The organism is Flavobacterium ammonificans (assembly GCF_020886115.1).
Taxonomy (GTDB): Bacteria; Bacteroidota; Bacteroidia; order Flavobacteriales; family Flavobacteriaceae; genus Flavobacterium; species Flavobacterium ammonificans.
The window spans coordinates 382244-395112 of the sequence record NZ_AP025185.1; the positions used below are offsets into that span (position 1 = coordinate 382244).

Annotated in this window: 12 protein-coding genes; 10 read left to right on the top strand and 2 right to left on the bottom strand. The window is 33.6% G+C overall.

Annotated elements, in window-relative coordinates:
- Positions 1 to 22 precede the first annotated feature (22 nt).
- The 6 genes from LPC20_RS01700 (at position 23) to LPC20_RS01725 (ending at position 3276) form a co-directional block, all read left to right on the top strand.
- On the top strand, positions 23 to 898 hold the full coding sequence (locus tag LPC20_RS01700) for a cell division protein FtsX (protein WP_229325876.1): 876 nt from the start codon (positions 23 to 25) through the stop codon (positions 896 to 898).
- Positions 899 to 979: 81 nt separating this feature from the next.
- Positions 980 to 1225 carry a DUF3098 domain-containing protein gene (locus tag LPC20_RS01705; protein ID WP_229325878.1) on the top strand — a complete coding sequence of 82 codons (246 nt, stop codon included), beginning with the start codon at positions 980 to 982 and terminating at the stop codon, positions 1223 to 1225.
- The gene (locus LPC20_RS01710) at positions 1226 to 2035 is read left to right on the top strand and encodes an undecaprenyl-diphosphate phosphatase (protein WP_229325880.1); all 810 of its coding nucleotides are present in this window, start codon (positions 1226 to 1228) and stop codon (positions 2033 to 2035) included.
- 5 nt (positions 2036 to 2040) lie between these two features.
- Positions 2041 to 2748 (top strand): tRNA pseudouridine(55) synthase TruB, encoded by a 708-nt coding sequence (gene truB, locus LPC20_RS01715; protein WP_229325882.1) that lies wholly within the window; start codon positions 2041 to 2043, stop codon positions 2746 to 2748.
- 55 nt (positions 2749 to 2803) lie between these two features.
- Positions 2804 to 2968 carry a hypothetical protein gene (locus LPC20_RS01720; RefSeq protein ID WP_229325884.1) on the top strand — a complete coding sequence of 55 codons (165 nt, stop codon included), beginning with the start codon at positions 2804 to 2806 and terminating at the stop codon, positions 2966 to 2968.
- Positions 2944 to 3276, top strand: a complete 333-nt coding sequence (locus LPC20_RS01725; RefSeq protein WP_229325886.1) for a type II toxin-antitoxin system RelE/ParE family toxin — start codon at positions 2944 to 2946, stop codon at positions 3274 to 3276. The genes LPC20_RS01720 and LPC20_RS01725 overlap by 25 nt, the downstream gene beginning before the upstream one ends.
- 17 nt (positions 3277 to 3293) lie before the next feature.
- On the opposite strand, the gene LPC20_RS01730 is transcribed toward LPC20_RS01725, so the two are convergent.
- The gene (locus LPC20_RS01730) at positions 3294 to 3887 is read right to left on the bottom strand and encodes a thioredoxin family protein (RefSeq protein WP_229325888.1); all 594 of its coding nucleotides are present in this window, start codon (positions 3885 to 3887) and stop codon (positions 3294 to 3296) included.
- 155 nt (positions 3888 to 4042) lie between these two features.
- On the opposite strand from LPC20_RS01730, the gene pyrH reads away from it, so the two are divergent.
- From pyrH to LPC20_RS01745, 3 genes are all read left to right on the top strand, one after another.
- Positions 4043 to 4750: a UMP kinase gene (gene pyrH, locus LPC20_RS01735; protein WP_229325891.1), complete on the top strand. Its 708-nt coding sequence runs from the start codon at positions 4043 to 4045 to the stop codon at positions 4748 to 4750.
- A gap of 82 nt (positions 4751 to 4832) precedes the next feature.
- Positions 4833 to 5396 (top strand): ribosome recycling factor, encoded by a 564-nt coding sequence (frr, locus tag LPC20_RS01740; protein WP_229325893.1) that lies wholly within the window; start codon positions 4833 to 4835, stop codon positions 5394 to 5396.
- Positions 5397 to 5489: 93 nt separating this feature from the next.
- Positions 5490 to 7976 carry a DUF5686 family protein gene (locus tag LPC20_RS01745; RefSeq protein WP_229325895.1) on the top strand — a complete coding sequence of 829 codons (2487 nt, stop codon included), beginning with the start codon at positions 5490 to 5492 and terminating at the stop codon, positions 7974 to 7976.
- On the opposite strand, the gene LPC20_RS01750 is transcribed toward LPC20_RS01745, so the two are convergent.
- Positions 7965 to 10235: a cation:proton antiporter domain-containing protein gene (locus LPC20_RS01750; RefSeq protein ID WP_229325896.1), complete on the bottom strand. Its 2271-nt coding sequence runs from the start codon at positions 10233 to 10235 to the stop codon at positions 7965 to 7967. The two genes, LPC20_RS01745 and LPC20_RS01750, sit on opposite strands and share 12 nt — an antisense overlap.
- A gap of 190 nt (positions 10236 to 10425) precedes the next feature.
- On the opposite strand from LPC20_RS01750, the gene LPC20_RS01755 reads away from it, so the two are divergent.
- Positions 10426 to 12846 carry an efflux RND transporter permease subunit gene (locus LPC20_RS01755; RefSeq protein WP_229325898.1) on the top strand — a complete coding sequence of 807 codons (2421 nt, stop codon included), beginning with the start codon at positions 10426 to 10428 and terminating at the stop codon, positions 12844 to 12846.
- Positions 12847 to 12869 lie beyond the last annotated feature (23 nt).

The window sequence follows — 12869 nt, forward strand, 5'->3', positions numbered from 1 at the left end:
TACCACATAATTTTCACAAACTATGAGTTCTTCTTACGATAAATTTCAAAAACGCCGTTTAATTTCCTCTTATTTTTCAGTAGTGTTAAGTGTATTCTTAGTACTTTTTTTATTAGGAATGTTAGGGCTTTTCATTATCAATTCTAAAAAATTAGCCGACGATTTTAGAGAAAATATTGCAATGACTGTATTTTTCAAAAATGAAGCAAATGATACTATTATCAAATCCTTTAATGCCGAACTAAAAAGAGCGCCATTTGCAAAAACCTTCGAATACGTTTCAAAAGATGCTGCTGCTAAACAACATACCGATATTATTGGAGAAGATTTTGTGACTTTTCTTGGTGAAAATCCATTGCAAAACTCCTTTGACATTCACTTAAAAGCCGACTATGTGTACAAAGACAGTATTGCAAAAGTGGAAAGTCAGTTGCGAAAAAACCCAATGATTTCAGATATTGTTTACGACAAACAATTAGTCAATTTAGTTAATGACAATATCAAGAAAGTCAGCATGTGGATTCTAATCATCAGCGGATTTTTTACAGTAATTGCTGTCTTATTAATCAATAGTTCATTAAGATTGTCTATTCATTCCAATCGTTTTATCATCAAAACCATGCAAATGGTGGGCGCTACCAAAGCGTTTATTAGAAAACCATTTGTATTGCGAAGTGTTCGTTTAGGAATGATTGGAGCTGGATTGGCTGTTTTGGCTTTAATTGGAGTTTTAATTTATTTGGAAAGCAACTTCCCTAACCTAGGACTTCTTGACGACCAATTGCTTATTGCTCTAGTTTTGGTTGCTGTATTTGCAATTGGGGTTTTAATCACTTGGTTGAGTACCTATTTTGCAACACAACGCTTCTTGAATTTACGAACAGACGATTTGTACTAAAAAAGTGTAGTTGTTGATTGGGTTAGTTGGTTATTTCAACCAATTCTAGTCACTATTTTTAAAAAATAATTTTCAATGTCAATGAAAAACAATAGCGAAAACAAACAAGAATTTCTTTTTGAAAAAGTAAATTATAAAATCTTACTGATTGGTATTGCCGTAATTGCGTTGGGATTTATTCTAATGTCGGGCGGAGGAAGTGATGATCCAAATGTGTTTAACGAAGATGTGTTTAGTTTTAGACGCATTAGATTGGCTCCAACTACTGTTTTAATTGGTTTTGGAATTACCATTTATGCTATTTTGAAAAACCCAAAAAAAGCATAAATGAATACATTACAAGCTATTTTAATTGCTATAATTGAAGGTTTAACAGAATACCTGCCGGTTTCATCCACCGCTCACATGGTTTTTATGAGTTCCTATTTTGGAATCCAAGAAGATGATTTTGTGAAACTTTTTCAGGTTTCTATTCAGTTTGGTGCTATTTTGGCTGTTGTTGCATTGTATTGGAGAAAATTCTTTGACTTTTCTAAATTCAACTTTTTTATCAAATTAGCCTTTGCAGTTTTACCGGCTTTAGTATTAGGAAAATTATTTGACGATGCTATTGAAGCTGTTTTAGGAAACCCGATTCCAATTGCCATTGTATTAATTATTGGAGGTATCGTATTACTTTTTATCGATTCCAAATTTCAGAACCCAACTGTTTTGCAAGAAGAAGATATTACAATTAAAAAAGCGGTTACCATTGGTTTTTGGCAATGTTTAGCCATGATGCCAGGCACCAGCCGTTCTGCCGCTTCCATTATTGGCGGAATGCAACAAGGTTTAAGTCGTCATGCGGCAGCAGAATTCTCTTTCTTTCTTGCAGTTCCAACAATGCTTGCGGTAACTTGCTATTCGGTTTTTTTAAAAACATACGAAGCTTCTCAAATGAAAGGCTATGAATTAATTTTAAAATCGGACAACCACATTCAATTGTTTCTAATTGGTAATATTGTGGCTTTTGTTGTCGCAATTTTAGCTATCAAATTCTTTATAGAAATTATCAAACAATACGGATTCAAACCTTGGGGTTGGTACCGAATTGTAGTTGGAACTTTCTTATTGTTTTATTTTTCATTTATAAAATAGTCACTTTGAAAACAGCTGAAGAAGTACTAAACGGTCAAGTTATACTAGTTGACAAACCTTTAACTTGGTCTTCTTTTCAGGCGGTAAACAAATTGAAATACATTTTAAAGCGACGTTTTGATTTACCCAAAAAATTCAAAATTGGACATGCCGGAACCTTAGATCCTTTGGCTTCGGGTTTATTGATTATTTGCACAGGAAAATTCACCAAAAAAATCACTGAAATCCAGGCACAAGCTAAAGAATATACGGGTACTTTTTTCATAGGAGCCACAACGCCTTCCTATGATTTAGAAACCGAAATTGATCAAACCTACCCTAGTTCTCATATTGATGAAATTCTTATTCATAAAACGGTAGAACAATTTTTAGGCGAAATTGACCAAAAACCACCTGTTTTTTCAGCAATTAAAAAAGAGGGGGTTCGCCTCTACGAACATGCAAGAGCGGGTGTTGAAGTAGAAATTGCTTCGAGAAAAACGACGATTTACGAATTTGAAATTACCCGAATTGCATTACCTGAAATTGATTTTAGAGTCGTTTGCAGCAAAGGAACTTATATCCGTTCGCTAGCCTTTGATTTTGGAAAAGCAATGCAATCTGGATCGCATTTAACGGCTTTACGAAGAACAAAAATTGGCAACTACGATGTCCAAAATGCATTAACCCCTGAGGAGTTTGAGAAAAAATATGAGTTAAAATCCACTGAATAAGAACTTTGTAAAACGTTTTTTCTTATTTTTACTTTATTATTAAAACTCCATCCCAATGAAAACATCCATCAAAAAACCCAAAAATCTAGCAACTCCAGGCAAACCAATGTCCCAAGACGAATTTGTTTCTTTAATTAAAGAAGCGGAGGAAGGAGAGTTTATTTCTGAAAAGGAGTTTGACGAAAGATTTAAAAAATGGAGATCGGAAAAAAAGAAGTAATACGTTCCAAATATTACTTATTAGATGTACAAGATATTTTTGAATATGGAGAAATTACATTTGGCGAAAATGCAGCTTTAAATTTTTATGAAGATTTAAAATTAATCGTTAAAAATCTCGAAACTCAATACCTCCTTCATCCAGAGTGTCGACATTTAGAAACCAAATCTAAATTATATCGGAATATTATTTTAGGTGCTTATTTAATAATTTATAGAATTAAACCTAGCCGAATTGAAGTGCTTCGAGCTTTTCATGGTAGTCGTTCTCCGAAAAGTATTAAATCTGTAAAAAAGATTAAAATATAAAGTCCCGATAAATTATTTCATATTAATTCCATAATTTCATTCTGGGTACTTATCCCTTTATCGTGTAAATACCACAATTGCAAATCGGCTTTAGCGGTTTCATCAATAGTTCCAAATTGTTCTTTGTACTCTTTAATCAAATTAACGGCTCCTTGAGGTCTTGGCCCCCAATCTGCAACTACTGACCCTGTTGCTTTATCAATACAAATTAGTTTTGGAATAGCTTTGCCTTTATTGGTTAAAAAATGATTCATTAATTCTTCATGCTCATCACGCAGCACTAATTTCATGTCGATTTTTCCATTAGACGCTACAGCCATTTTATTCAAAATTGGCAGAATCTGAGCTGCATCTCCACACCAACTCTCAGTAAGCACAAGCCAAATGTAATGATGGTTTAAATTGTTTAATTTAACTATAGTCGCATCGGAAATTTTAATGGTCTTATCCAATCGGCGCATTCTAGACTCATTCAATTCGCTATAATGAGTCATTTCTTCTGTTTGTACTGTTGCTGTAGATTTTCCTTCTTTCAATAAATCGGCCGTTAATTTTCTGTATTCTAAATACGAATAGCTATTAAATAAAGCTTTGGCAATATATGTTTTCATTTTTCTACTTTTAATATACCGAAGATAGTCGATAGTATTCATATTGTCCGTAACAATTATTACATTATACAGAAAAACCATCAATTATTTTTTTAAAACACTATTTCAAAAAATGAGAATATAACTATATTTGCAGCAAATAACTCAACCAACTCATGAAATACAAAAGAATTCTTCTAAAATTAAGTGGTGAAGCTTTAATGGGCGATTTAAATTATGGAATTGACCCTAAAAGATTAGCAGAGTATGCTGATGAGATCAAAATGATTCATGACAAAGGTGTTGAAATTGCCATTGTAATTGGCGGAGGAAACATTTTTAGAGGAGTTGCTGGCGTAAGTTCTGGGATGGATCGCGTGCAAGGAGATTATATGGGAATGCTAGCGACTGTTATTAACGGCATGGCTTTGCAAGGCGCTTTAGAAGACAAAGGAATGAAAACGCGTTTGCAAACCGCTTTAAAAATGGAATCTATTGCAGAGCCTTATATCAAAAGAAGAGCTGTTCGCCACCTTGAAAAAGGCAGAATTGTAATCTTTGGAGCAGGAACAGGAAATCCTTACTTTACAACAGATACTGCAGCTGTATTACGTGGAATTGAAGTGAATGCTGACGTAATTTTAAAAGGTACTCGTGTGGATGGGGTGTATGATTGTGATCCTGAGAAAAATGCTGCTGCCGTAAAATTCGATTATATTTCTTTTGAAGATGTATTGAGCAAAGGATTGAATGTAATGGATACCACTGCTTTTACTTTAAGTCAGGAAAATCAATTACCTATTGTAGTTTTTGACATGAATAAAGAAGGTAACTTGATAAAAATTTGCGAAGGCGAAAACATTGGAACTGTAGTAAATATTTAATAAGATAGAATAGACTTCTTAGATAGTTAGACCAAAAGAATCTAAAAATCTAAATAATCTATAAATCTAAATAATCTGAAAAATGACTGAAGAAATTGAATTTATATTAGATAGTACTAAAGAATCTATGGAAGGTTCTATAGAACACTTAGGAAAAGCATTTCAAAATATTCGTGCAGGAAAAGCCTCTCCTGCTATGTTAGGCAGTGTGTTTGTTGATTATTACGGATCGGCATCACCACTTTCACAAGTGTCTAAAATCAGTGTTCCTGATGCTAGAACAATTACTTTACAGCCATTCGAAAAAAATATGTTGCAGCCTATTGAAAAAGCAATTATGATTGCTAACTTAGGTTTCAATCCAATGAATAATGGAGATATGGTAATTATTAGCGTCCCGCCATTGACAGAAGAAAGACGTAAAGAATTAGCGAAACAAGCTAAAGCTGAAGCTGAAGACGCAAAAATCGGAATTAGAAATGCGCGTAAAGACGCTAATACTGATATTAAAAAATTAGAAAAAGAAGGGACTTCAGAAGATATTTGCAAAAGTGCCGAAGACGAAGTTCAAAACTTAACTAACGCATTCATCAAAAAAATTGACGAACTTCTAGTTGAAAAGGAAGCTGAAATCATGAAAGTATAATCCCTTTTTTACTGTAAAATTAAAATCCGCCTGAGTTGTTAGGCGGATTTTTTTATGCTTACTTTTGTACTGCTTAAATATAAAGCGCTGTTTATGAAGTATTGGTATTGCATTATTATATTATTTTCGTTGTCTATCCATGCACAATTTCAATTGAATGGAATTGTGAAAGATGCAGCAACTGCTAAAGTATTGCCATTTGCCTCAATTACAACTCCTTCAGGCAAGAATACCATTGCTGATGTGGATGGAAAGTTTTCTATTTCTTCCATAGCACCAATAAACGAGTTTTCCATTTCCTACATTGGTTATGATAAAAAAAGAGTTTTAATCGAAAATGGAAAGTCATTTTATCTCGTTTCCTTGCAACAAAATACCAATGATTTGCAAGAAGTAATCATTCCGCGAGAAAATCCTGCAGTAGCAATTATTAGAAAAACAATTGCTTTAAAAGAGCAAAACAATCCACAAAAACGCGTAACTGCTTTTGAATTCAAATGTTATAATTCGTTAGTAATTACAGCCAATCCTGATTCAATTAGTGCTAAAATCGACACTTTAATCACTAGTAAAAACAGCATCAAAGCGGACTCTTCGAATTACAAATTCAAAAAAATGATTCAGAAACAACATTTGTTTCAAACTGAAAAAGTGTCCCTTTACCAATATAAAAATAACCACCTAAAAGAAACTATTTTAGGTTCTAAAATGGCCGGTTTAAAACAACCTATTTATGAAATTTTAGGCTTTAAACTCCAATCTTTTTCCATTTATGATTCCAATTACGAACTCTTTGAAACAAAATACAACAGTCCAATTGCAAATGATGCCATTAAAGAGTACAAGTACCAATTGCTTGACTCTACTGCAATTGACGGAAGAAATGTGTACCTAATTCATTTTAAAAACAAGAAAAAAAATAAATCGCAAGGACTTGAAGGTGTACTGTATATCGATCAAAATACCTACGGAATTGCCAAAGCTATAATGCGCATTAAAGGGGTATTAGATATTAGTGGCACACATGATTTTAACTTTTTACCTCAAGAGAAAGTTTGGTTCCCGTCCAGTAAATCATTTAAAATCGTAAAGGGAAATAATGATGATGATTTAAAACTTTTAGGCGGAACTATTGAGTTTGAAGGCGATACTGAAAAAGACTTTAAACCAAGAAAAAAAGGAGCTTCGGATTATATTTATTTATTTTCTAAAAGCGCCAATTTCGAGATTCAATTGAATCAGCCAGTCGAATTAAAAAAAGGTGCTATTGCATTGGAAATTAGCAAAGATGCCATTAACAGAACAGATGAGTTTTGGAATACCTACCGAAAAGACAGCTTGGACATTCGAAGTAAACGAACTTACACTGTATTAGATAGTATTGCAATAAAAAATCAACTAGAGCGTAAAATTACCATTGGTCGCCGACTAATAAATGGATTCCTACCAACGGGTGCTTTCGATTTGGATTTGCGAAAATTGTTTAGTTTTAATAACTACGAAGGATTTCGAATTGGTCTAGGAGGAGTAACTAATGATCGCTTCTCAAAACGATTAAAAATAGATGGATACACCGCTTACGGAACAAAAGACGGTAATTTTAAATATCATTTAGGAGTTGGGACTCTACTAAGTGAACCAACTAATTCTTGGATTGGAGTTTCCTACACAGACGATGTGAGGGAAATTGCAAGTACCGTTTACGCTATAGACAAACAAGGATTTAAAATCTATGACCCAAGACCATTAAACATAAGCACCTTTTATAATTCCAAAAGCTGGAAAGCTTTTGTAGAAACCAAATTCATTCCGAAGACAGAAAGCATTTGGGAAATTGCCACGGCTAAAGTAGAGCCTAAATTCAACTATGCCTATTTATTGAATGGAAAGACATACACTAACTTCGCCATGACCACGGCTATGGTTTCTTTAAAATGGAGTCCGTTTAGTGATTATATGCAAACCCCAAATGGAAGAGTGGAAGTAGAAAAACGATTTCCAAATTTTACCTTTCAATTCACTAAATCTATAGCAGACGGTGAACTCAACGATTTCTCTTTTGGAAAAATTGACCTCAAAACAGAGTTGGAAAGAAAACATCTCAATAGGCAAAAAACCAGTGTATTTATTCAGTCTGGCTATGCTTTTGGCGAATTACCCCTTACCCATTTATATAGTATTTCACCAAATAATATTACAAGAGAAACGATTATTCAACGCGTTACTTTCGCTGGTAAAAACAGTTTTGAAACGATGTTTTATAATGAATTTTTCTCCAGCGAATATGTTTATTTTCAATTGAAGCACGGTTTTCAACGCATCACTCTTTTCAAGAAAGTAAAACCTTCTTTTGTGTTTGTAACCCGAATGGCGTGGGGAAATTTGCATCATGCAGAGCGTCATATTGGACTAGACTTTAAGACACTCAATCAAGGTTATTTTGAATCCGGAATTGAATTAAACCAAATTTATAAAGGAATTGGTTTAGTTGGTTTTTATCGATACGGCCCGAATGGTTTGGCAAAATTCGAAGATAATATCGCTATAAAAATAAGTTATGTCTTGAATTTAGGGTTTTAAAATTAACACCGAAGGAATTCCACTCAACCAATCACTTTGAGAATCAACTAGTGATTTCCAACTTTCAAGACTAATTATCATAATATCCTTTGAAGCTAAAAACTCTTTTTTTACACCATCTTCCTGCATCAACTTGATATTATTGGGATATTTATTTTCTAAAGACTCTACAACGCTTTGCATTACAAAATTGTTTTGAACGTCGCCATTAACATCTAAAATTTCAATTTTAGAACTGTTATTGAAAATCAATTTTTGAGCATAATCTAGTAAGAATGAATCTTCAGAAGTAAAAATTGGCACAAAAACTTCATTTACATTTTGTAAATCTTTATCAATTAAAATACCAAGAGGCATTTTCGTTTTGGATATAATTTGTCGGGTTCTTTCATCAAAAGGAGAATTTTCAAACAGCCCTTCTTTTCCTGTAAACTTGTCTATTAATCTATCCGGATTAATAATTCGGGTGGTAAAACCAATTACTTTTCCCAAAAGCGTTCCTTCAAAAATTGACTTCCCTAAACCAACCAATAACAAATCATAATCTCCTTGATTAGCAACCTCTGTAATTTCATTTTCGATATCCAATGTCGCTTTAAATAAGGTATCTATTTCTTGGTTTAGCGATTTCGATTCTTCAAGCAAACTTACAAAACTCTCTTTTTCAATTTCTTCAGTATTAAACGTATGCATTTCGTCACTTAAGTATAAATGCATCGCCGTTACTGAGGTAGTCTTTTTTTGTTTTTTTGTTAAACAATTAGCCAAGCGCAATAATGATTTTCCTTTCTCGTCATTTCCAAAAGAAATTAATACTTTGTATTTATTACTATTCACAATGATTTCAGGCACTTCAGCTTCATTCTGTTTGAAAATAAAATTAATAAAGTCCAAAGCTGGACCCGTCATAAAAGTAGTTACCAAAGCCATAATAACCATCATAGTAAATACTTCAGGAGTCAATACTTTAAGTTCCAATCCAATATTTAATACGATTAATTCCATCAAACCACGAGTGTTCATTAGGGCTCCAATCGTAAAGCTATCCCGCCATGATTGTCCAACAAACTTCGCCGCTAAAGCGCTTCCAAAAAATTTACCTACTACAGCAACCAAGACAATAAAACCAGTTACTTTCCACAAATAAGGATCATTAATTAATCCTATTTCGGTTTTTAAACCCGTGAAAACAAAAAATAAAGGCAAGAGTAAAATCAAAGAAACATCTTCTACTTTTTCTATAAAAATGGTTCTGAATTTAGGAACGTCTGGCATAATCGCTCCAGTCATAAAGGCTCCAAAAAGTGCGTGAATACCAATTACTTCTGTGGCGTATGAAGAAATTATTAGTGTAAGAAAAAAAATAGCTACTACCGGTTTTACCAAAGTATCCTTAGTAACATACAGCTCGCCTATACGCTTTAAAAAAGGCTTAACCACAAACAACATGGTGAGCACATATATTGCAGCTAATCCAATGATGTATAACGAACTTACAAAAGTACCGGCTTTAACAATTGCAATTACAACAGCTAATAAACACCAAGCAGTAATGTCATCTGCCGCGGCACATGTTATTGCAATAGCTCCTAGTCTGGTTTTTTGTAATCCCCGTTCCTGAACAATTCGTGCTAAGACAGGAAAAGCAGTAATACTCATCGCTATTCCCATAAACAAGGCGAAAGACATAAATTTAACTCCTTCTGGCGCAAACTTATCATAAACAAAGTAAGCTAACCCAATTCCTAATGCAAATGGGAATATAATACTGGCATGACTTATTACAACAGCTTCATTTGCTTTGTTTTTTAGTACTTTCAAGTCCAATTCCATTCCAATAACAAACATGAATAGAATTAAGCCTATTTGACTAAGAAATTTTAAATTACCTAATGATTCAACAGGAAATAAAGTAGCTGAAAATTCCGGAAAATACATCCCCAATAAGGATGGGCCTAAAACAATTCCCGCAATAATTTCTCCAATAACAGTAGGTTGACCAATCTTTTTAAATACCCAACCAAAAAAACGAGCTACTAAAATAATCGTTACGATTTGAGCCAAAAGAATTGCCAATGGGTCTTTTAAATTATGGAGCATAGAATCTAAAAAATCATTCCAAGAACCATTTTCAATTCCAGATTTAATAATAGTTTTATTTGCCTCTAGATTTTTACCTTCATTGATAATCCAATATATCAAAGCAGAGAAACCACCAGTAACTAATAAATAAAATGCTCCGTTTTTATAATTTTTCATACCTCTTAAAACTACTTTATTCTACACAAAGATGTAAAAATCAAATATAGCAATTATAATAGTAATATAAATAGTAACCTAAATTTAATACAACACACTATACAATCTTTTAAAGAATAAAATCAAACCAATCAAAATAAAGAAAATCAAGCCTATTTGCCTACATTTGCATCGTTAAAATTACAAATTAATGATCAAGTGGTTTAGTATCGGTTTTTGGGAATTGTTTGCCCGAATTGTCCTTAGAAATAGGGTCTTAATGCTATCTATCGTGTTAGTAATAACGGGATTATTGGCAACCCAATGGAAAAACATTCATTTTACTCATACCGAAGCGAATATGTTGCCAGACGACAATATCGTCAACATTGAGTACAATGCATTCCTAAATAAATTTGGAGAAGAAGGCAACCTCATCATTATCGGAATCAAAGATGATGCGATTTTTACGCCCAAAGCATTTGCTTCTTGGACCAAATTAATGAACCAATTAAAAGATGACCAAGCAGTTGATTTAGCCATTTCGATAAACGATCTTCAACAATTACAACGCAATGATTCTCTTGAAAAATTTGAATTAGTACCTTTTGTTGATCCTTCCAAAACCATAAACGAAGCCTATCTTTCACAAATAAAAAAAGAACTTTTTACCGATTTACCTTTTTACGAAGGTCTTCTTTTTAATAAAAAATCAGGTAGTATTCGTTCGGCAATCTATTTGGATAAAAAAATTGTGAATACGCCTGCGCGAAAAGATTTTGTTATTGAGCGATTGGTCCCTGCTGTTGAAGCTTTTGAAAAAGAAACCAATATTGATTTACGCGTATCGGGTATGCCCTATATCCGAACCTTAAACGCAGAAACAATTGTAAAAGAAATTGGCCTTTTCATTGGTGCTTCTTTATTGATAACTTCATTACTTTTCTTTTTCTTCTTTAGAAGTTTTAGAGCTACTCTAATCTCGATGATTATTGTAATTATTGGCGTATTGTGGTCGTTTGGTTTCTTAGGACTATTCAATTATGAAATTACGGTTTTAACGGCCTTAGTTCCTTCGTTAATAATTGTAATCGGAATTCCGAATTGCATTTTCTTGACCAATAAATACCATCAAGAATACAAGGTTCACGGCAATAAAGCCAAGGCATTACAACGGGTTACAACCAAAATTGGTATGGCTACCTTAATGACCAATGTGACTACTGCAATCGGTTTTGCCACTTTTGTAGCATCTAACAACCAACTTTTATTAGAATTTGGAGTTGTAACTTCGATAAACATTATTGGACTCTTCTTTTTGTGCATTATTGTAATTCCTATTTTTCACAGTTATATACCAGCTCCTATAGACCGTCATACCAAACATTTAGAGCGAGGCTCAGTAAAACGTTTTATGGACTGGATTTTACGTAATGTAAAATACAATCGCTTTTCGATATATGTAGCGGCAATTGTGTTGCTTATTTTCGGAATAATCGGAGTGTTCCAAATGCGTATTTCAGGCAGTTTGATTGAAGACATGCCTAAAAAAGAACCTTTCTTTGAAGATATTATTTTCTTCGAAAAAGAATTTGACGGCGTAATGCCTTTGGAAATAATGATTGATACCAAACGCAAAAAAGGGGTAATGAAATTATCCACCCTCAAGCGAATGGAAGAATTGGAACAAACCATTGAAGAAATTCCGGAATTATCCAAAACCATGTCGATTGTCAATTTGGTCAAATATTCGAAACAAGCGTATTACAACGGTAATCCCGAATACTACGAATTGCCTACTTCGCAAGAGCAGGTGTTTATTTTATCGTATGCCAAAAATGCGACTAAAAATAACAAAGATAATTTGATGAAGAGTTATGTGGATTCCACAGGTCAATATGCTCGTATTACCACATTTATGCGCGATGAGAATGGCGGCAAAATACCTGAAATTGAAGAAGAAATTCGCAAAAAAGCAGATAAATTGTTTCCACCTGATCGTTATCATGTGACAATCACTGGGAAAGCATTGGTGTTCCAAAAAGGAACGGGTTATCTTTTAGACAACCTACTTTCTTCCTTGATCTTTGCTTTTTTCTTAACAGCCCTTTTGGTGGCGTTTATGTTCCGTTCGTTCAAAATGGTTTTGGTTTCTATAATTCCAAACTTATTACCATTATTATTAACGGCTGGAATTATGGGCTTTTTAGACATTCCGTTGAAACCCTCAACAATTTTAGTTTTCGGAATTGCGTTTGGGCTTTCCGTAGATGACACGCTTCGCTTTTTAGCGCAATACCGTGAGGAATTAATAAAGAACAATTGGAAAATTCGCAAGTCGGTGTATGCTACCTTTAACGAATCTGGATTAAGCATGTTCTATACTTCGATCGTGTTGTTCTTTGGGTTTTCAGTATTCATGTTATCGAGTTTTGGCGGTACAATTGCTTTAGGCGGACTTATCTCTTTGACTTTACTATTCGGAATGTTGTCCAATTTAATGTTGTTACCGGCATTGGTTTTGACATTAAATAAAACCTTGGCCAACGAACAAGAGTTTATTGAACCCAAAATCGATATCATTGAACATTCTGACGAAGAAATAGACAATCTCGAAAAACAAGAACGCTAGCCCCTATCCCGAAGCGTCGGGAG